Genomic DNA, 20,572 nt, shown 5'->3' with positions numbered 1-20,572 from the left:
GTACGCCCACCAGTTTCACCAAGGCGGTCACGCCCCCGAAGCGCTGGTCGCGTACATGGCCCAGCCGCACTGGTTGTACCTGGCGACCTTCGTCCACGGCGCATGCTGCGACCACGCCAGCGTCGGGGTGGTCATCTCCTCCCCGGCTGGCCTCCTGGTGTTCGAGCGGGCGACGCCTCCGGTCGGGATCGCGCCGGTCGCCGGTCACCTAGACCAGCACGGCGGCCCCCCTACAAGCCACGCGCGCGGAGGTCGCCGAAGAAGTCGGCATGGCCGTCACCGGCCTTCGTCTGCTGCTGACCGGGCGGCGGGCCAACCGGTGCCGCCGCCCGGCCACCAGCGAGGTCGGCCACCGTTGGTGGGTCTACCAGGCCGAGGCTTCAGGTCCACTCCGTGCATCCGCCCGAGAGGTGCGTGCCCCCCGATGGATACACCCTGGCCAGCTCCAGCAGTACGCGCAGCGCACGGCCGCACACGCCGACGGACGCCTCAGCGAGCACGAGTTCGCGCAGGAGCCCGGACTGGAGCCGGTATGGGTGCGCTTACTGCACGACCTGCAACTCGTGACCATGAGCGGCGACGCCCTTGCCTGGATCGACACGGTCATCTGACCGGGGACCATTGGCGCGGCTTAGCGCGCCCCGACCGAGCGTCCGATCGCGAGGCGGCGCACATGCGCACGGATACGGTCGCGGTCCTCGGGGAAGACGCTCTCCCACTCCTCGTCGAGGTCGATCCACGCCGCCGGCTGGCCCTTCTCCCCGCCGAGTGGCACATCACGGTCAATGACGGCGGCGTACGACAGGCCCAGCGTCGGCGACCAGTCGGCACGGTAGGAACGGACGGAGACGGCCGCTGGCACGGGAAGCAGTTCACCCGGCAGACCGGTCTCCTCTACGAGTTCACGGGCCGCCGCAGCCCGCGGCGTCTCCCCTGGCTCGACCTTGCCGCCTGGCGGCACCCACCCGCGCACCCGGTGCTTCACGAGCAGAACGTGGCTGAAAGCAGGGTCGGTGACCCAGACATCGGCCGCGAGCGGCTCCATCGGCTCCTGCCGCGCCCGTTCCAGCCATCCCCGCGCGTCATCGAACTCCAGCGCAGCAAGACGGGCATCGGCGACCGCCGCATCCAAGATCATCTGTCCAAGCTCACCGTGACTCACCCGTCACACCCTATGCCGCCTCAGCACGCGCACAGCGGAGGCGACCAGCAGCCTACTGAACCAAGACGAGGACGAAGTGCTGCGGGAGATGGAGCGCATCGACCGCTGGCTCCAGGGTTACCTGGCCACACACGGCTTGGCGCAAGAGCGCACGTTCTACTCCAAGCGCACCTTCCTGCGTGACGCTGTCGCCGCCCGGCCTGAGTTGGCCCCCCTACAGAGGTTGAAAGTTCAGGGTGTCATGGTGGGCTGGGCCATCACCGGGTGCGGTCACAGGGTGGCGGGGGTTCTCGCGCTGAGGGGGCGCATGTCCGTCCAGACCTCCTCGATGTGGGCGAGGCACTCCTCCCGGGTGCCCTCGAAGGCGTCGGGGCGCCAGCCGGCCGGGATCTCGCGGTCCGACGGCCACAGGGAGTACTGCTCCTCGCCGTTGAGGACGACGCGGTGCGGGGCTTCGGTCACGGGGACTCCTTGAGAGGTGGTCGTCGATCGATGAGGTTCTCGTGGTCGGGCGCCGGGGTACGGGCGCGCAGGGCCTCGACGCCGACCAGGTCGTCGGGCAGCGCGTCGGGGACGACCTCGTCGAAGCGGGCCAGTGCCTTGACGCGCATCGCCACCAGCGCCGTCACCGCCATGGCGAGGGCGAAGCAGATGTACATGAAGCCGATCCCGCGCCCCGGGCCCGTCCCGATGAGGGAGCCGACGGTGCCCGCCAGCGGGCCGCCGTGGGCCAGCAGCGGCTCGAACACCGCCGTGCCGTACGGGGCCACGAGGCCGAAGCCGATGGGGAGGGTGGACCAGGCGACCAGCGTGTTCAGCGCGATCACCCGGCCGTGGAACCGCTGGGGCACCTTGACCTGGATGATCGTGGCGTAGACGCCGTTGAGGAGGGTGAGCCACAACGACATGCCGAAGGCTCCGGCGCCGATCACGACCAGATCGTCGCGCAGGCCGGTGACCAGGCAGAAGGCGGCCAGGGCCAGGGTCGCGAGCAGCACGCCGCGAAGGCGCCGCCTGCGCGGGCCGCCCCACACCGTCATGGCGAGGCCGCCGAGGAACGCGCCGAGCCCGCCCGCGAAGGCGACCCGGCCGACGTCGGCGAGCGTGCCGGACGCCAGCACCAGGGGCGAGATCATCAGGAAGAGTGGCGAGAGGAAGATGTTGAGCACGGCGAAGAACGCCAGCATGGACCGGAACGACCTGTTCCCCCACGAGTAGCGGAAGCCGTTCACCATCTCGGTCACCACGGACTCGCGCCGCTTCCACGCCATCGAGGACGGGAACCGGACGAGCGCCACGCTCAGGATCGCCACGGCGTAGCTCGCCACGTCGATGACCAGGATGCCGGACAGGCCGATCGTGGCCATCAGCCCGGCGGCGACCAGCGGGACGATGAGCTGCGAGGTGCCGATGACCATCTGCACCACGCCGTTGGCGTGGCCGAGGTAGCGCTTGGGCACCAGCTGCGGGATCGCTGAGCCGTACGCCAGCCGCTGGAAGGTGAGCGCGACCGACAGGCACACCAGCAGCGGGTAGATGTGCCACGTCCGCAGGTGGTCTGTCCACAGCAGCACGCCGAGGATCACCTGCGTGGAGCCCGCCCCGATGTCCCCGGCGAGCATGACGCGGCGGCGGTCCGAGCGGTCGACGATGGCGCCCGCGAGCGGGGACACCAGCATGCCGGGGACCAGCCCGAGCACGGCGAACAGCGCGAAGCTGGCCAGCGATCCCGTGGTCAGGTAGATCCAGATGGGGATGGCGAACTCGGTCAGCGCCGATCCGGTGATCGAGACGAGCTGCCCGGCGGCCACGACCGCGAACCGCCGCATGCTCGGCCTCGGCCCTACCCCGGCCGCCTTCGGTGCCGCCTGCCGGCCGGCCGCGTCGGTTCCCGGGAGGGCCGGTGGCCCGTCGCTCGCCGCGGTCTCCGGGGGCATGCCGTTCCCTGTGGTCCGCGGCTCCGCGGTGGCGGGGGCGGCGGTGGAGACGTCGTGCAGCCACCATGTGGAGTCCTCGCGGCGCAGGTACGGCTCGGTGCGGCCGGCGGCGATGGCCGGGTGGACCCCGGTGAGGATCGCCGCCAGCTCTTCCGCGCGATATTTCATGAAAAAGTGGCCTGCTTCGTCCAGCACGACCAGGGCCGTCGAGTCCGAGACACAGTGCCACTCGCGGAAGCGTTCCTGGTAGAACTCGGTGGCGGGGTCGCGCTCGCCCACGACGGCGACGACGGGCGCCTCGAACGGCGCCGTCCGCTCCTCGAACAGCCGGCCGAAGTACCGCTCGGCCTGGCGCGTGCCCTGCCGCCGGTTGCGGATGATGAGCTTCAGCTGCTCCGGGTCGACCTCCTCGACGTCCATCCCCGTCGCGGTGAGCGCGTTGGCCATCGCCTGGTCGCTGCGGAGGCGTTCCATCCAGTCCGACACCCGCGACATGAGCCCTTTCGGCCGGGCGAACGGGAAGCTCCCGCCGAGGTACACCGCGTCGACCTTCCGCCCCGCGGCCTCCAGGCGGCGCACGATCTCCGCCGCCAGCATCGCCCCGAGCCCGCAGTGCCCGTACAGCACCAGGGGGCCGTCCACCGCGGCGAGGATCTCCTCGACGCACTCGCTCGCCACCTCGGCGATCGGCCGCGACTCCTCCCCCAGCTCGTGCCCGGGGACCGCGATCGAGTACAGCGCCCAGTCGCGCGGCAGGGCGTCGGCCAGGTCCTTGTAGATGACCGCGCTGCCACCGCCGTACGGGGCGCAGACCAGGGTCGCGGTCGCGCGGCGGGCGGGGGTGAGCCGGTGCAGCAGCTTGCGGGGACCGTCGTCGCCCACCTGCATGAGGCGCGCGAGCGAGCGCACCGTCGAGTGCGTGAACAGGTCCATGATCGTGACCGGGTGACCGGCCAGCGACCGCAGCCGCGCGATGACCTGCATGGCGAGCAGGGAGTGCCCTCCGAGGTCGAAGAAGTCGTCCAGCGCGCCGACGCGGTCCAGCCCGAGCACCTTCGCCCAGACCTCCGCGACCGCCTCCTCCAGCGGGGTCTCCGGCGGGACGTACTCTGCCCCTTCCGCGGGCCGCTCGTCGTCCGGCTCCGGCAGGGCGGCCCTGTCGACCTTGCCGTGGGACTTGAAGGGCAGCGCGTCCAGCCAGGCGTACTTGACCGGGACCATGTAGTCGGGCAGCCGCTCGCGGATCCAGGTCCGCAGCTCGCCGGCGCCCGGGCGCGCGTCCCCGCTCGCGGCGACGAGGTAGGCGACCAGCCCCCGGTCGCGCAGGTCGACGACGGCCTGGGCGACGGCCGGGTGCTCCTGGAGCAGGGTCTCGATCTCCCCCAGCTCGACGCGGTAGCCGCGCACCTTGACCTGCAGGTCCCGGCGGCCGAGGAACTGCAGGTCGCCGTCCGGAAGCCACCGGCCGAGGTCCCCTGTGCGGTACATGCGCGCGCCGGGCTCGCCGTACGGGTCGGGAAGGAAGCGGTCGGCGGTGAGCGCGGGCCTGCCGAGGTAGCCGCGCGCCAGCCGCTCCCCGCCGAGGTGGATCTCCCCCGGCACGCCGACGGGCACGGGCCGCAGGTGCTCGTCCAGCACGTACGCGCGGGCGCCCGGCAGCGGCCGGCCGATCGGCAGCGTGGCCGCCACGTCGGGGACGGCCGGGTCGGCGCGCAGGGTGGTGACGCCGACCGTGGCCTCGGTGGGCCCATAGTGGTTGACCACCGCGCACTTCCCGAGGGCGGCCAGTTCCTTGGCCCACGCCCACGGCGAGGCCTCGCCGCCGAGGACGAGCAGGCGCCGGGGCAGCAGGTCCCGCGGGCTCGCCTCCGCCAGCAGCGCGGCGAGGTGCGACGGGGTGATCTTCAGGTAGTCGATGCCGGCTTCGGCGAAGTACGCGACGAGGTCGGGCGCGGCCGTACGGGAGGGGATCAGGTGCAGCGTGCCGCCGGTCATCAGGGACAGGTAGAAGACGGTGACGCCGAAGTCGAAGGCCAGCGACTGCAGGAGCGCGAACGAGTCTCCAGGCTCGAACCCCGTGCCGGTGCCGGTATGGACGCCGTTCGCGTGGGAGCCGGCCGCCGCGGCGTGGCGCATCTCGGCGGCGAACCGCTCCCGCACGCCGGACAGGTAGAAGAGCACCTCGCGATGCTGGACGGCGACGCCCTTGGGCCTGCCGGTGGTGCCCGAGGTGTAGATGACGTAGGCCAGGTCGCGGCCGGTGACCCCGGTCTCCACGGGCCCGGGGGGCACGTCGTCGAGGACGCCCGTGTCCAGGCAGACGGCCGCCAGTTCGCGGGACGCCCGCTCGCCGGGGCCCGGTGAGGGGGCCTCGCGGGGCAGGCGGGCACGTAGCGCGGTGGTGGTGACCGCGACCCGCACGCCCGCGTCGGCCAGCGCGTACGCCAGCCGCTCCTCGGGGTGCTCGGGATCGAGCGGCACGTACGCGCCGCCCGCCTTCAGCACGCCGACGACGGCGACGGCCAGCTCCGCCGACTGCTCCAGGCAGATGGCCACCCGCTGGTCGCGGCCCACGCCGAGGCCCACCAGGTGGCGGGCCAGCCGGTCGGACCGCTCGTCCAGCTCTGCGTAGGTGAGGGCGGTGCCGCCGTACACCACGGCGGTCGCGGTGGGGGTGCGGGCCGCCTGGGCGGTGACGAGCCGGTGCAGCACCTCGTGCTCGGGCGGCTCGGGGGCGGGCGAGGTCGCGAACTCCAGCGCCCGGCCGTACGGGAGCCGGACCTCGGAGATCCGGGTATCGGGGGCGGCGACGACCGAGCGGAGCAGGCTCTCGAAATGGCCGGCCATCCGCTCCACCGTCTCCGGCAGGAACAAGGAGGTATTAAAGGTGAAATTTCCCCATAAACCGTCGTCTGGGGTCCCGGTCAAATACAGCGCCAGGTCGAATCGGGTGATGGTGGTGTCGAACGGGAAGCCGCTCATGGAAAAGCCCGGCGGCGGCTCCGGGGCCCTCCCATCCTTCCCCCGGTAGTTCTGCAGCGCGAAAAGCACCTGGAAAACCGGCGAGCGGCTGACATCACGCTCGATGGCGAGCTCGTTCACCAGCTGGTCGAAGGGCAGTTCCTGGTGTGAATAAGCGTCCAGGGCCGTCTCACGGCACCGGCCGAGCAGCTCGGTGAAACGGGGGTCGCCGGAAAGGTCGGCGCGCATCGGGAGCGTGTTCACGAACACCCCCACGACCGCCTCCAGCTCCGGCAGCCCGCGCCCGCTGATCGGCGACCCGACCGCGAAGTCCACCGACCCCGAGTAGCGCGCGAGCAGCGCCTGGAAGGCCGCCAGCAGGGTCATGTACGGCGTCGCGCCGTACGCGTCACCGAGCCGGGCGACCGCCGAGGCCAGCTCCGCGTCGAGGGGGAATCCGTACTGGGCGCCGCCGAAGCCCTGCGTCGCCGGTCGTGGCAGGTCGGCGGGCAGTTCGAGCGGGGACAGGCCGGAAAGCCGCCGCTTCCAGTAGTCGACGTCGCGAACGTAGTCGGGCGAGCCCATGCGCCGGCGCTGCCAGATCGCGTAGTCGCCGTACTGCGCGGGGGGCGGCGGAAGCGAGGGCGGACGGCCGGCCCGGTGGTCGTCGTGCAGCGCCAGGATCTCGCGGATCAGGATGTCGCAGGACCGGCCGTCGGTCACGGCGTGGTGCATGGTGAGCAGCAGCACGTGGTCGCGCGGGCCGAGCCGTACGAGCAGCGCCCGCAGCAGGGGCCCGCTCTCCAGGTCGAACGGGCGGACGATCTCCTCGTTGACCAGCTCGCGGGCCCGGTCCTCGCCATCGGCCTCGGCGACGCGGAAGCCGGCGCGGGGCTCGGCGTCCACGACCACCTCGGGCCGCCCGTCGTCGGTGGTGACGAACCGGGTGCGCAGGCTCTCGTGGCGGGCCACGACGCCGGCGAGGGCGCGGTGGAGGCACTCCTGGTCCAGCTCCCCGGTCAGCCGCACCGAGAAGGGCACGACGTACGCGGCGGTGCCCGGCACGTACTGCTCCAGGAACCAGAACCGTTCCTGGGCGTGCGAGAGCGGCGGGACCGTGCCCTCCGGGCGGGCGGCGATGGTCGTCACGGCCGCACGCCGTCGAAGTCGCTGGGCCAGCAACGCCTGCTTGGCCGCCGACAGGTCCGTGGTCACGGGCTCTCCAGGGGATCGTGCGCGGTTTCGAGCAGGCCGAGGGCCTCCTCGTCGGAGAGGCCGGTCAGCTCCTCCAGCAGGAGCTCCTCCAGCGCGGCGGCCAGCTCGGCGACCGTGCGGCGGGCGAAGATCGTGCGGATCGGCATGTCGACCTCGACGTTGGCCCGGATCCGGGCCGTCACCTGTACGGCCAGCAGCGAGTGGCCGCCGAGGTGGAAGAAGTCGTCCAGCGCGCCGACCCGGTCGAGTTCGAGCACCTCGGCCCAGATCTCGGCGACCAGTTGCTCGGCGTCGGTGCGCGGGGGCACGAAGCGCGTCTCCCGCTCGGGCTCGACCTCGGGCAGCGCCGTACGGTCGACCTTCCCGCCGGTCGTCAGCGGCAACCGGTCGAGCCGCGCCCACAGGCCGGGCACCATGTACGGCGGCAGCGTCTCCGCCGCGTGGCGCCGCAGCGCCTCGAACGGCACCGGGCCGGTGACGTAGGCCACGAGCGTGTCGTCGCGGACCGCCACAGCGGCCTCACCGACGTCAGGATGGGCCAGCAGCCTGGCCTCCACCTCGCCGGGCTCGATGCGGTAGCCGCGCACCTTGACCTGGTCGTCCAGGCGTCCGAGGAACTCCAGCTGCCCGTCGTTCCGCAGCCGGGCCCGGTCGCCCGTGCGGTAGAGCCGGGAGCCGGGGGGACCGAACGGGTCGGGCACGAACCGCGCGGCGGTCAGGGCGGGCCGTCCGAGGTAGCCCCGCGCGACGCCCGCGCCGCCGACGCACAGCTCGCCGGGCACGCCGGGCGGTACGAGCTCGCCCCGGGCGTCCATCACGTACACGCCTGTCCCGGCGATCGGCCGCCCGAGCGGCGGGCGGGAGCCGCCGTCGTCGCCCAGATCGGCGGCGGTGGCGATGATGGTCGTCTCGGTCGGCCCGTAGGTGTTGACCAGCCGCACCCGGTCCCCGAACCTCGCCCGCCATCGCGCCACGGCGCCCGCGTGAACCTGCTCCCCGCCGAGGATCACCAGCCGCAGCGCCGCCGGCCACCGTATCTCGTCGATCATGTCCACCAGGCGATGCCAGTAGGCCGTCGGCAGGTCGAGCACGGTGACACCGGCCGAGGCGGCCAGGTGGTCGGGCAGGGACGCGCCGCCGTCGGGCAGCATGACCACGGTCGCCCCTGCGGCGAGGGCCGGGTAGATCTCCTCGGCGTGGGTGTCGAAGCTGAGGGACGCGAACTGCACGACCCTGTCGCCCGGCCCGAGCCCGTAGTCCGCCGCCATCCACCGCACGCGTTCCGCGAGGCCCGCGTGCTCGACCACCACACCCTTGGGCGCCCCCGTCGACCCCGACGTATAGATGACGTACGCCCCCGCCCCGGGCCGCCCCTCGCCTCCCGAGTCCTCACCCGGGTCCGGGTCCGCGAGGCCTTCGGGGTACGGCCAGGCGGCACCGCCCGTACCGGGCAGGACGGCCCGGCCGGCTTTGTCGACCTTCACCGTCGTCACCGTGCTCACGGACGGGAACGGCGACCCCTGTGTCCCGGAGGGCACCCCGTCCGCCTCGTCGGTGACGACCAGCGAGACGCCCGCGTCGCGGATCAGTCCGGCCAGCCGCTCGGGCGGATACTCCGGGTCGAGGGGAAGGTAGGCGGCACCCGCGTACCAGACGGCCAGGAGGGTCACGATCGTGCCCGGCGACCGTCCGAGGCACACGCCGACGACCTCGTGGCCGCGCAGCAGCGGGGCGAGCCGGCGGGCGCGTTCGTCCAGCTCGGCGTAGGTGGTCGCCTGGCCCCCGCACTCCACCGCGACCGCCGCGGGAGCACGCCGCACCGCGTGCCCGACCAACTCAGGCACGGTACGAACCCCGCTCGTCCCGCCCGTTCCGGTACCGGTGCCGGTGACGAGGCGGCGTAGGGCGGTGGTGTCGGATCGGGTGTGCATCGGGAGTGCCGAGACGGGCAGTCCGGTGCCGGATACGACGCTCCGGAGCAGGACGGCCATGCGGGCGGCCAGGTTCTCGACCGTCACGGCGTCGAACAGATCGGCGTCGTAGTTGAACAGAAGCGTCAGGTCGTCCCCGCCTCGCCAGGCCTCCAGCATCACGTCGAACTTGGCGTGATCGTTTCCTGCATCGAACGGCTCGGACGGCAGGCCGTCGAACGGCTCGGGCGCGAGGCTTTCCTGGCTGTGCAGGATCAGCATGGTCTGGAAGAGCGGCGTCCTGCTGGTGTCGCGGTCCACGCCGAGATCCGCCAGCAGCCGCTCGAACGGGATCTCCTGATGCGTGTGGGCGTCCAGCACGGCCTCCCGCACCCGTGCGAGGAACTCCCCGAACACCGGGTCGCCGGCGAGGTCGGCACGCAGCACCAGGGTGTTGGTGAAGTAGCCGACGACCCGCTCCAACTCGGTGCGGTCACGTCCCGCCGTGGGCGATCCGACCGCGAAGTCCTCCTGCCCGCTGTGGCGGGACAGCAGAACCTGGTAGGCGGCCAGCAGCACCATGAACAGCGTGGCGCCGTGCTCCCTGCCGGTCCGCTCCAGCGCGGCGGCGAGGTCGCCGGGCAGCACCAGGCGATGGGAGCCGCTCCGGTGGGGGGAGGCCGCCGTGCGCGGCCGGTCGGTGGGCAGGTCGAGCGCGGGCAGCGCGTCCAGGCGTTCACGCCAGTACGCGAGGGCGGCCTCGTACCCGTCGTGCCCCTCCCGCAGGCGCTGCCGGTAGGCGACGTCGCCGGGCTGGAGAGGCTGCGGCGCCAGGTCCGCGGGCAGGCCGCGCCGCGCCGACCCGTACAGGCGGGCCAGGTCGTCGAACAGGATGGTGAGCGACCACCCGTCGGCCGCGATGTGGTGCGACACGACGCAGACGACGTGGTCCACCGGCGAGAGCCTGATCAGCGTGGCGCGGAACGGCGGCGCGCCGGCGAGGTCGAACGGCGCGTTGACCCGCGCGCCGGCCAGTCTCCGGGCATGCTCCTCGGATGTGGCGTCGACGCGCTCGAATCGCAGTGCTGTCACCGGCTCGACCACGGCGAGCGGTTTGCCGTCGTCGTGGGGATAGCGGGTGCGCAGGCCCTCGTGGCGAGCCGTGAGCCCCGTGAGGGCCGTGTCCAGGAGGCCGGCGTCGAGCGGCCCTGAGATCCTCCGTACCAGGTAGACGTTGTAGGAGGCGTCGCCGGGATCGAGGCGGTGCAGGAACCACAGCCGTTCCTGGGCGGCCGACAGCGGCACCGGCGCCCCCTCGGGCCTCGGCTCGTACGGCGCCGCGCTCGCGTCGGACCGCTCGGCGACGGCGGCGAGCCCGGCCACCGTGGGGTGCGCGAACAGCTCGCGCACCGGGATGCGCACGCCCAGCGCGTCGGCGAGCCTGGCGACCACCTTGGTCGCCAGCAGCGAGTGCCCGCCGAGCGCGAAGAAGTCGTCATCCGCCCCGACCCACCCGGCCCCGGTACGACCGTCCACGGCCGGGCCGGCCGTACCGGTGGCGCCGCGTCCGGCGGCTTCGCCGGGTTGGAGGACCTCGGCGAAGATCGCCGCGATGCGGTGTTCGGCCGGGGTCTCGGGCCGCCGTCCTCTGCCCGGGACGGGGGCCTCGGGGTCGGGCAGGGCCTTTCTGTCCAGCTTGCCGTTGGGAGTGAGGGGGAACTCGGTCATCGGGACGAAGACCGAGGGGATCATGTACGCGGGGAGCAGGTCGGTGAGCGCTGCCCTGTCGGCCTGCCCGATCACGTAGGCGACCAGGGTCTCCCGGCGGAGGGCGACCACGGCCTGGCGGACCCCGGCCTGGGAGGCCAGCGCCGCCTCGATCTCGCCCAGCTCGATGCGGTGCCCGCGCAGCTTGACCTGGGTGTCGGAACGCCCGAGGAACTCCAGCGTGCCGTCGTGGCGCCTGCGGGCGGTGTCACCGGTCCGGTACAGCCGCCCGCCCGCCGGGCCGAAGGGATCGGGGACGAACCGCTCCGAGGTCAGGCCGGGGCGGCCGAGGTAGCCGTCGGCCACGCCGTCTCCCCCGATGACCAGCTCGCCCGGGACGCCATCGGGTACGAGTTCGAGCTCCTCGTCCACGACGTACACACGGGTGTTGGCGATCGGGCCGCCGATGCTCACGCTCCCGGGCCGCTCGGGGACCTGCCAGGCGGTGGACCAGATGGTGGTCTCGGTCGGCCCGTACATGTTCCACAGCCGCCCGACCCGGGAGCGCAGCTCACCGGCCAGCGGCGGCGGCAGCGCCTCCCCGCCCGCCAGCGCGGTCACCTCCGGTCCGTCGAAGCCGGCGTCCAGCAGGACGCGCCATCCCGACGGGGTGAGCTGCGCGTGGGTGACCCCGGACCGCTCGATCAGGCCCGCCAGCGCGGCGCCGTCACGGGCGACACCGGGCTCGGCGATCACCACCCGGGCGCCGGTCACCAGCGGCAGGTACATCTCCAGGCCCGAGATGTCGAAGGACGGCGAGGTCACCGCCAGCCATCGGTCCGTGGGCCCCGGCCCGAGCGCCCCGCGCATCGCGACCAGGAAGTTCGTCAACGCCCGATGCGGCACCACCACACCCTTGGGTCGCCCCGTCGAGCCCGAGGTGTACAGCACGTAAGCCGGATCCCCCGGCCGGGCGACCGGCCCCGCGGCGAGCAGGGTCCCCGCGCTTCGCGTGCCATCGACCGGCACACCCGGCCACTCGGCCCCCGCCTCCTGGTCCACGCCGGTGCCGGGAAGGGGGTCCAGGAGCACCAGCGTGGCCTGGTGTGCCGGGAGCCGGTCCACCAGATCACGCTGGGCCAGCACCACACCGGCCCCCGAGTCGCCCAGCACCATCGCGATCCGATCAGGCGGGTACCCCGGATCCAGGGGAAGGTAGGCCGCTCCGGCCGCCATCGTCCCCAGGAAACCGGCCAGCGTCTGGGCGGAACGCTCCGCGAACACCGCCACCAGGGTCCCCCGCCCGACCCCGGCGGCACGCAACCGCCCCGCCACCGCGCACGCGGCCACCTCCAGCTCCGCGTACGACAACTCCACCGCCCCCTGGACCACCGCCACCGCCTCGGGGCTCCCGGCCACACGAGCCGAGAACATCTCCACCACCGTGGGCCGGCCGGGAATCGCCGGCTCGGGCCCGTTGCCGTCCTCCAGCAGCCGCCGCCGCTCGGTCTCCTCCACACCCAGCAACCGCGACAGCCGTACACCGGGGTCGGCGACGGCGCGGGAGAGGAGGGAAAGGAAGGCCGAGGCGTACCCGGCGATCGTGCCGGGCTCGAACAGGTCGGTGTTGTAGGTGAGGACGAGCCGCCGCTCGCCGCCCTCGCCGAACAGGTCGGCGACCAGGTCGTGGTGGACCTGGTGGTACCCGGCGTCGAGCACCTCCGCCCCGACGCCCGGCAGGGCGAGCCGCGTCTCCCCCATGTCGTGCAGCACGAGCATCGTCTGGAACAGCGGGGCGCGGCTCAGGTCGCGCTCGACGCCGAGCTCGTTCAGCAGCAGCTCGAACGGCACGGTCTGGTGGCGGTAGGCCTCGACCGCGGCGGCGCGGGTGCGCTGGAGGAGCTCGCGGAAGGAGGGGTCGCCGGACAGGTCGCCCCGCAGCACGATGGTGCCGGCGAAGAACCCGATGAGGGAGCCGTACTCCAGCCGGTCACGCCCTCCGACGGCCGAGCCCACGCACAGATCGTCCTGGCCGCTGTAGCGGGCGAGAAGGGCCTGGTAGGCGGCCATGAGCACCATGAAGCTCGTGCACCGCTCACCGGCGGCGAGCCGCCGCACGCCCTCCATCAGGCCGGGCGGGAGCGGGACGACCAGGCTCGCGCCGTTGGTCGTGGCCACCGCGGGCCGTGGCCGGTCGGCCGGCAGTTCGAGGGCCGGTGCCCCCGCGAGCCGCGCCCTCCAGTACTCCAGCGACTCCGATGGCACGCCGGTCCCCGGAGCCCCGGCGGGCGCGCCGGCGGGCTCAGGGGCGCGCTGTGAGCGGGTGAAGTCCGCGAAGCGCGCGGGCAGGGGCGGCAGCGGCGACGGCTTGCCCTCGCCGAACGCCGCGTACAGCCGCGCGACCTCGTCGAGCAGCAGCTTCAGCGACCAGCCGTCGCAGACGACGTGGTGGACCACCAGGCACAGGACGTGCTCGCCGGGGCCGAGGCGTGCCACGCTCGCGCGGATCAGCGGCCCCGCGGCCAGGTCGAACGGGCGGTTGGTCCGCTCCGCGAGGTACCCGGGCACCTCGCCGGCGCCGAGCTCGGCGTACTCCAGCGGGAACGGGGCGGGGGCGTCGATCACTTGGACCGGCCCGCCGTCCCTCGCGGGGAACCGCGCGCGAAGGGGCTCGTGCCGCGCGACGACCTCGGTCAGCGCCCTTTCGAGCACCCGCACGTCGAGCGGGCCGTTCAGCCGTAACGTCGTGAAGAGATGATGCGATGAGTCCCCGGGACGGAGCTGGTCGAGGAACCACAACCGTTCCTGGCCGAACGAGAGGGGGATCATTTCCGTGGGCTCGCGCATTGCGTCAGTACCTCTGCCGGACCGCGGCGGTGAAAGGGCTCTTGTCCGTCAGACAAGCGCGCGTCCAAAGCGAAATCACATAAGGCGTGGTGCAAACGCTCCCAAGGCCGACAGGTTAGGGATTGCGCTTTGGTGGCGTCAAGATGTCATACACGTTTCGTCCGGAATAGCCGTTATAGCAGGATATTCAATGACAAGGAGGTGTCCGGATCCTCACAAAAGCCTTGTCATTCTTGACACTTGTTCGGCCGCGTCCCTAAGGTGTGGGAGCGCTCCCACCTGACAAACCCCCACGAAACCCCCGTGCTGGAGGTTCAGTGACGCATTCGCTCCTGCTGGGCACGCCCGAAACCACCCGGAACACCGCGTGGAGGGTCGCGTGACGGCCACGGAGACCGCGGTCGCCGCGATATGGGCCGAGCTGCTGGGCGTCACGCCGGGCTCGGTCGACGACGACTTCTTCGAACTCGGCGGCCAGTCGCTGACCATGGTGAGGTTCCTCGCGCGCGTCCAGGAGACCTACGGGATCGAGCTGCCCGTCGACCTGCTTTTCACCGGCGACTTCACCATCGCGGAGGCGGCCAGGGCGATCGACCGCGGCCGGCTCGAAGCGGCCGGCGACACCGAGATCGCGGCGCTCCTCGCGGAACTGGAGAGTCTGTCCGACGAGGACGTGCTCGCCCTCCTCGCCGAGGAGGACTGACCCCCCTCATGGCCACCATGCTGCTGGTGACCCATGGCACCGACGGCGACGTGCTGCCGTTCTTGCGGCTCGGACGGGAGCTCCGCGCCGGCGGCCACGACGTCACGCTCCTCACCCACGCCCACTACGGCGGGCACGCCGCCCGAGCCGGGCTGGACTTCGTCGCCATCGACACCCAGGCGGAGTTCGAACGGACGCTGGCCGACACCCCCGAGCTGCTGGACGGCCTCGGCTGGCCGGAGTTCTACGAGCGCAACGGGCTGTTCGAGCAGATGATCACGGAGTTCGGTGCCCTGGCCGCGCGGCACCGCCCGGGCGAGACGGTGCTCGTCGGGCGGCACACGTCCGCGCTCTCGGTGCTCTTCGCGGCCGAGGCGCTCGGCGCCCCCGCGGCCTGGGTGGCCGTGGCGCCGATCCAGCTCATGGCCGCGCGGGCCGCGCTGCACGCCTACCGCCACGTGCTCGCCGACGGCCTCACCCGCGTACGGAGCGAGCTGGGGCTCGGCCCGGTCACCGACTGGGACGCCTGGTTCACCTCGGCCCGGCTCGAACTCGGCCTGTGGCCGCGCTGGTTCGACCGGGCGGGGGCGCGCTCCCCCGCGCGGGTCAGGCTGACCGGCTTCCCCCTCGCGGACGACGACCAGGACGAGACGCCGCCTCCGGAGGTGGCCGGGCTGCTGGAAGGGCCGGTGCGGCCGGTGCTGGTGACCGGCGGCACCGGGCGCATGCTGCACCGGGAGTTCTACGCGGCCGCCCTTGAGGGCGGCAGGCTGGCCGGACGGCCCGTGCTGCTCGTCGTACGGCACCGCGACCTGGTACCCGACCCGCTGCCTCCCGGCGTGAGCTGGTACCCGCGCCTGCCCTTCCGCGCGGTCATGCCCCGGGTCGCCGCGATCGTGCACCACGGGGGCATCGGCACCCTGAGCCGCGCGTTGCGGGCCGGGACCCCGCAGGTCATCCTCGCCCACGGGGTCGACAGGCCTGACAACGCCGAACGCCTCGAACGACACGGCCTGACCTCCTGGCTCCCCGCACCCCGCTGGACGCCCGAGGCGGTCTCCGCGCTCCTCGCCAAGGAGATCGAACGGGGCACCGTCGCCCCTCCCCCCGGCGAGGAGGACGCCCACGGGGCGCTGGGCGAGGCGGCCGGGAGGATCACCGCGCTGCTGGGGGCGCCCGCCGCCGAGTCCCCCGCCGACGGGATACGCCGGCGGCTCGACCACCTGTCCACCGAGCAGCGGCGGATCGTCGCCGACCGCCTGCGCGTCCGGCTCGCACGGCGGGGGTCGTGATGCGGATCCTGCTCGCCCAGAACATGTTCCACCTGCCGACCCACGGCGGGGCCAACAAGTCCAACCGCATCCTGATGGAGCAGCTCGCCGCCCGGGGCCACGAGTGCCACGTCGTCGCCCCCCTGTCCGGCGCGCTCCGCCCCACGTCCCTCGACCGGCACCTGTCCTACCTCGAAGGCCTCGGGGCCGCGATCCGCTCGGTGACCGGCGAGTCGGCGACCTACGAGTACCGGGGGGTCGTGGCGCACGCCGTCGTCAGCCCCTCGCGGCTGGCCAGGGAGGTCGGCGCCGTGGCCGCGGCCCTGGACCCGTCCTGGACGCTGGTGCCGTCCGACGACCCCGGCATGATCATGCTGGGCGCCGCCTCCCGGGCGACGCCTGGGCGAGTCGTCTACCTGGCGCACACCTTGCAGCAGCTTCCCTTCGGCCCGGGGGCGTTCTACCCGAGCGCCGCCGGGACGCGCCTGGTCAAGGCCGCCGCGGGGGTCGTCGCCGTCAGCCGCGCGGCACAGGACCACCTGCTGAAGTGGGGGCCGATCGAGTCGGAGCTCATCTACCCGCAGGTATACGGCTCGCTCCTCACCGGCCCCGAGCCCGGTGAGGAGGGGGCGGTGACCATGGTGAACCCCTGCGCGTACAAGGGGCTGCCCCTGTTCCTGGCCCTGGCCGACGCCCGCCCGGACACGCCCTTCCTCGCCGTGCCGACCTGGGGCGCCACCGACGCCGACCTCGACGCGCTCCGCCGCAGGCCCAATATCAGGCTGGTCGAGCCCGCCGACGACATCGGCGCGATCCTCGCCATGACCAAGGTCCTCGTCATGCCGTCGCTGTGGGACGAGACGTTCGGCTACACCGCCGTGGAGGCCATGCTGCGCGGCATCCCCGTGCTCGCCTCCGACGTCGGCGGCCTGTCGGAGGCCAAGCTCGGCGTGCCGTACCTGCTGCCGGTGCGGCCCATCACCGGGTACGAGGCCGGGGCGCACGCGCGGCCCGCGCCGGTCGTGCCCGATCAGGACGCGCGGCCGTGGACGGAGGCGCTCGACCGGCTGCTGTCCGACCCCGGTCACCGCCGCGAGCTGGGCAGGCGGTCGCGGGAGGCCGCCACGTCCTTCGTCGCCTCGCTGGACGAGCGGGCGTTCGAGCGCTACCTGAGCGACCTGACCCCCGCGCCGGCCGCCCCTGCCGCCGACCGGCCGAGGGCCAAGGCGCTCACCCCCGAACGGCGGGCGGCGCTGGCCGCCCTGCTGGCGGTCCACGCCGCTACCCCGCCGCCCGAAACCGTCCCCGAGCAAGGAGACCATTCACCGTGATCGGCACCGCGCAGGCGTACAGGCCGCCTGTGGCCAAGGTCGGCGACGAGGACCTCGAACGGCTCCTGCTCATCCGCCACTTCGAGCTGACCCTGCTGGAGCTGTTCGAGCGGGGCGCCCTCAACGGGACCACCCACACCTGCCTCGGCCAGGAGCACATCCCCGTGGCGCTGAGCCCGCTGCTGGGCGAGGACGACTTCGTCTTCAGCAACCACCGGGGCCACGGTCACTTCCTGGCCCGCTACCCCGACCCGCACGGGCTGCTCGCGGAGATCATGGGCCGCGAGGGCGCGCTGTGCGGCGGCGTGGGCGGCAGCCAGCACATCTACCACCAACGGTTCCTGTCCACCGGGGTGCAGGGCGAGAGCCTCCCGGTCGCCGTCGGCGTGGCGCTGCGCCTCAAGCGGACCACCCACGGCGGGCTCGCCTGCGCGTACATCGGAGACGGCACCTTCGGCGAGGGCTCGGTGTACGAGGCGCTGAACATGGCGCAGCTGTGGCGGGCGCCGCTGCTCGTCGTCGTGGAGAACAACGGCATCGCCCAGTCCACGCCGACGGCCGCGCAGATGGCCGGCACGATCGCCGCGCGGGCGGAGGCGTTCGGCATCCGCCACCACCGGCTCGCCACCGTCGACCTCGCGCACATCCGCGACCAGCTCGGGCCGCTGGTCACGGCGGTCAGGCAGACCTCCAGGCCGCTGGTCGTCGAGTTCGCCGCCCACCGGATCGGCCCGCACAGCAAGGGGGACGACACCCGCTCCGAGCAGGATCGGCTCCACGCGGAGCGGTCGGGCTGGCACCGGGCGTACGCCGAGGCGTTCCCCGAGCGGTTCGCCCGGATCGACGCCCGCCAGCGCGCGCTGGTCGCACAGGTCGCCGCCGAGGTCGCGGCCCGCCCCCCCGTCGGACGACCCGCCTCCACAGCGCGTCCCCCCGTCGCGCGACCCGCCGCGGCGGCCTCCGCCCGCGCCGCCGCAGGGGAACGCCGGTGACCCGGGCGGAGCGGATCGCCGACAACCTGAACCAGGCGCTGCACCAGGTGATGGCCGACGATCCGAGCGTCCACGTGCTCGGCGAGGACATCGTCGACCCGTACGGCGGGGCCTTCAAGGTCACCAAGGGCCTCTCCACCCGGTACGGCCCGCGCGTGATGGCCACCCCGCTGAGCGAGGGCGGGATCGTCGGCGTCGGCGCGGGTCTCGCGCTGGCGGGCGACAAGGCCATCGTCGAGATCATGTTCGCCGACTTCGCGGGGCTGGCGTTCGACCAGCTGCTGAACTTCGCGAGCAAGTCGACCATGATGTACGGCAGGCGGGTCGAGATCCCCCTCGTGGTGCGCTGCCCGACCGGCGGCGGCCGGGGGTACGGCCCGACGCACAGCCAGAGCCTGCAGAAGCACTTCATCGGCATCCCCGGGCTGTCGGTGTTCGAGATGAGCCCCTTCCACGACGCCCGCGAGCTGCTGCCCCACCTGCTGTCCCTCGGCGAGCCCTGCCTGCTGTTCGAGGACAAGGTCCTGTACACGCGGCGCGCGTACCGGCGGCGAGAGGTGGACGACCTGTTCACCTACGACCTGGTCGGGCCGCCGCCGTACGTGGCCCGCGTCAGGCTCGACGACGGGTCGGAGCCGGACTGCACCCTGATCGCGCCCGGCGGGGTCGCCCACCGGGCGCTTTCCGCCATGCGCGACCTGCTGCTGAACGACGAGATCACCTGCCAGCTCCTCGTACCCGCCCAGCTCTACCCGTTCGACCCCGGGCCGCTGCTCCCGCTGCTGGAAGGCACGCGGCACGTCTGCGTGGCCGAGGAGAGCGCCGCCGGCGGCACCTGGGGAAGCGAGGTGGCCCACCGGCTGCACCGCCACCTGTGGGGTTCCCTTCCCCTGCCGGTGAGCGTGGTCCACTCGGCCCCGGACGTGGTCCCCACCGCGCTCCACCTCGAACGCGACGTCCTGATCCAGGACACCACCATCCGCGAGGCCGTCCTGGAGGCCCTGGCATGATCGACGTGCGCGTGCCCAAGCTGAACAACAACGACACCCAGTACGTGCTGGTGGAGTGGGTCGCCAAGGACGGCCAGACCGTACGGGCCGGCGAGCCGCTGGCCGTGCTGGAGACCTCCAAGGCCGCCGAGGAGATCGTCTCCGAGGCGGAGGGCGTCCTCGGCCACCATCTCCTGGAGGGCGCCGACTGCGAGCCCGGCCAGGTCATCGCCCGGCTGTTCGCCCCCGGGGAGGAACGGTATCTCTCCGGCGGCGAGCGGGGCGGAGAAGCCTCCATGGCCGAGCCGGGCCGCGAAGGCTCCGCGGCCGGGCCCGGCGCCTCCGCGGAGCCCGGCGGCCAGGGCGAGCCGGTCATCACCGCTCCCGCCCAGGCCCTGATGGACCGGCTCGGCATCGGCCCCGAGCGGGTGCGCGGCCTCGGAAAGAAGATCATCCGCCGTTCCGACGTCGAGGAGCTCGCACCGGCGGGCGTCCCCGCCCCGCGACCGGCCGTCCCCGCCCGCGAACCGGCCGTCCCCGGGAGGCGTGGGGACGCGGAGCGGACCACCGACCTGACGCTGTCACGCGCGCAGCAGCGCGCCGCGGCGGTCGTGGAGCTGTCGCATCGGACCATCCCGCCCGCGTACACCGTCATGAAGGTCGACGTCGGCGCGGCGCTGTCGGCCGGCCGCGCGCTCACCCGGAGCCTGCGCACGCTGGTCGGCCTGCCCGAGCTGCTCGTCACGGCGGTGGGGTCGCTCCACGGGCGGTTCCCCATGTTCTTCGCCTCCCCGGTCGACGCGCGCACCGTACGGCTCTCGGCGGCGGCGCACGTGGGGGTCACCTTCGACGTCGGCAAGGGGCTGGTCATCCCGGTCGTCAGGGACGCCTCGGCGCGCTCGCTGGCGGAGGTGTCCCGCGACCTCATGACGTTCCGGCTGAGCGCGATGCGCGGTGACCTGCGCGAGTCCGACCTCCAGGGCGCCAACATCGTCGTGACGCTGCACAACGAGCCCGGTGTGGTGCTGGCGGTGCCGATCATCTTTCCCGGGCACGCCTGCGCGCTGTCGCTCGCCGCGCCGCAGCAGGAGGTGGTCCCGGACGGCGAGGGCGGCTTCGCCGTACGGGAGGTCGTGTACCTGGGTGTGGCTTTCGACCACCGCGTCGTGAACGGCCGCGACGCCGTGCTCTTCCTGGACGCCCTCCGCGCGGCCCTCGCCTCCCCCGGAACCCTCGCCTCTCCCCCAGCCCCCGCCTCCCCGGAAACCCTCGGCTCCCCTGAAGGGCTCCCCGCCGCCGAGGACGGTGAGAAGGCGTGAGCGACGAGCTGCGCGGGCGGGTCGCCGGGCTCCCTTCGCACCGCCAGGAACTGGTCGCCCGGCTGCTCGCGGCCCGCAGGCGACCGGCCGGCGACGCCATCCCCCTCGTCCCCCGCGACTCCGGCCTGCTCGAATGCTCTCCTGAGCAACGGCGGCTCTGGCTGGCCGCCCAGACCGACCGCCAGGTCGCCGCGCCGAACGTCACGCTCGGATTCGGCCTGTCCGGGC

12 protein-coding genes are annotated in these 20,572 nt (G+C 73.2%); 8 read left to right on the top strand and 4 right to left on the bottom strand.

The window, feature by feature from the left end; all coding sequences use genetic code 11:
• Positions 1 to 269 precede the first annotated feature (269 nt).
• Complete coding sequence (locus AB0O34_RS26485) at positions 270 to 611, top strand: hypothetical protein (protein ID WP_363919748.1); 342 nt, start codon at positions 270 to 272, stop codon at positions 609 to 611.
• Between the two features lie 20 nt (positions 612 to 631).
• On the opposite strand, the gene AB0O34_RS26480 is transcribed toward AB0O34_RS26485, so the two are convergent.
• The 4 genes from AB0O34_RS26480 to AB0O34_RS26465 all read right to left on the bottom strand — a co-directional run bounded on the left by AB0O34_RS26480 (position 632) and on the right by AB0O34_RS26465 (position 13,739).
• On the bottom strand, positions 632 to 1,138 hold the full coding sequence (locus tag AB0O34_RS26480) for an NUDIX hydrolase (protein ID WP_363919746.1): 507 nt from the start codon (positions 1,136 to 1,138) through the stop codon (positions 632 to 634).
• 294 nt (positions 1,139 to 1,432) lie between these two features.
• The gene (locus AB0O34_RS26475) at positions 1,433 to 1,624 is read right to left on the bottom strand and encodes an MbtH family protein (RefSeq protein WP_363919744.1); all 192 of its coding nucleotides are present in this window, start codon (positions 1,622 to 1,624) and stop codon (positions 1,433 to 1,435) included.
• Positions 1,621 to 7,275: an amino acid adenylation domain-containing protein gene (locus AB0O34_RS26470; RefSeq protein ID WP_363919742.1), complete on the bottom strand. Its 5,655-nt coding sequence runs from the start codon at positions 7,273 to 7,275 to the stop codon at positions 1,621 to 1,623. The genes AB0O34_RS26475 and AB0O34_RS26470 overlap by 4 nt, the downstream gene beginning before the upstream one ends.
• Entirely contained in the window at positions 7,272 to 13,739 is a 6,468-nt protein-coding gene (locus AB0O34_RS26465) for an amino acid adenylation domain-containing protein (RefSeq protein WP_363919740.1), read from the bottom strand. The genes AB0O34_RS26470 and AB0O34_RS26465 overlap by 4 nt, the downstream gene beginning before the upstream one ends.
• A 379-nt stretch (positions 13,740 to 14,118) precedes the next feature.
• On the opposite strand from AB0O34_RS26465, the gene AB0O34_RS26460 reads away from it, so the two are divergent.
• From AB0O34_RS26460 to AB0O34_RS26430, 7 genes are all read left to right on the top strand, one after another.
• Entirely contained in the window at positions 14,119 to 14,442 is a 324-nt protein-coding gene (locus AB0O34_RS26460) for a phosphopantetheine-binding protein (protein WP_363919738.1), read from the top strand.
• 8 nt (positions 14,443 to 14,450) lie between these two features.
• Positions 14,451 to 15,734: a glycosyltransferase gene (locus AB0O34_RS26455; protein ID WP_363919736.1), complete on the top strand. Its 1,284-nt coding sequence runs from the start codon at positions 14,451 to 14,453 to the stop codon at positions 15,732 to 15,734.
• Positions 15,734 to 17,044 (top strand): glycosyltransferase family 4 protein, encoded by a 1,311-nt coding sequence (locus AB0O34_RS26450; RefSeq protein ID WP_363919772.1) that lies wholly within the window; start codon positions 15,734 to 15,736, stop codon positions 17,042 to 17,044. Before AB0O34_RS26455 ends, AB0O34_RS26450 begins: the two co-directional genes overlap by 1 nt.
• A complete protein-coding gene (locus AB0O34_RS26445; RefSeq protein WP_363919734.1) occupies positions 17,041 to 18,036 on the top strand; it encodes a thiamine pyrophosphate-dependent dehydrogenase E1 component subunit alpha in 996 nt (331 codons plus the stop codon). The genes AB0O34_RS26450 and AB0O34_RS26445 overlap by 4 nt, the downstream gene beginning before the upstream one ends.
• Entirely contained in the window at positions 18,033 to 19,046 is a 1,014-nt protein-coding gene (locus tag AB0O34_RS26440; protein WP_363919732.1) for a transketolase C-terminal domain-containing protein, read from the top strand. Before AB0O34_RS26445 ends, AB0O34_RS26440 begins: the two co-directional genes overlap by 4 nt.
• Entirely contained in the window at positions 19,043 to 20,344 is a 1,302-nt protein-coding gene (locus AB0O34_RS26435) for a 2-oxo acid dehydrogenase subunit E2 (RefSeq protein ID WP_363919730.1), read from the top strand. The genes AB0O34_RS26440 and AB0O34_RS26435 overlap by 4 nt, the downstream gene beginning before the upstream one ends.
• The coding region (locus tag AB0O34_RS26430) for a hypothetical protein (RefSeq protein WP_363919728.1) at positions 20,341 to 20,572 on the top strand (232 nt) is incomplete at its 3' end. The genes AB0O34_RS26435 and AB0O34_RS26430, both read left to right, overlap by 4 nt.

The sequence above is a fragment of the Sphaerisporangium sp. NPDC088356 genome (genome assembly GCF_040685555.1).
Taxonomy (GTDB): domain Bacteria; phylum Actinomycetota; class Actinomycetes; order Streptosporangiales; family Streptosporangiaceae; genus Sphaerisporangium.
Note: the sequence above shows the minus strand (reverse complement) of the source record. Positions and strands in the feature narration are given on the sequence as shown.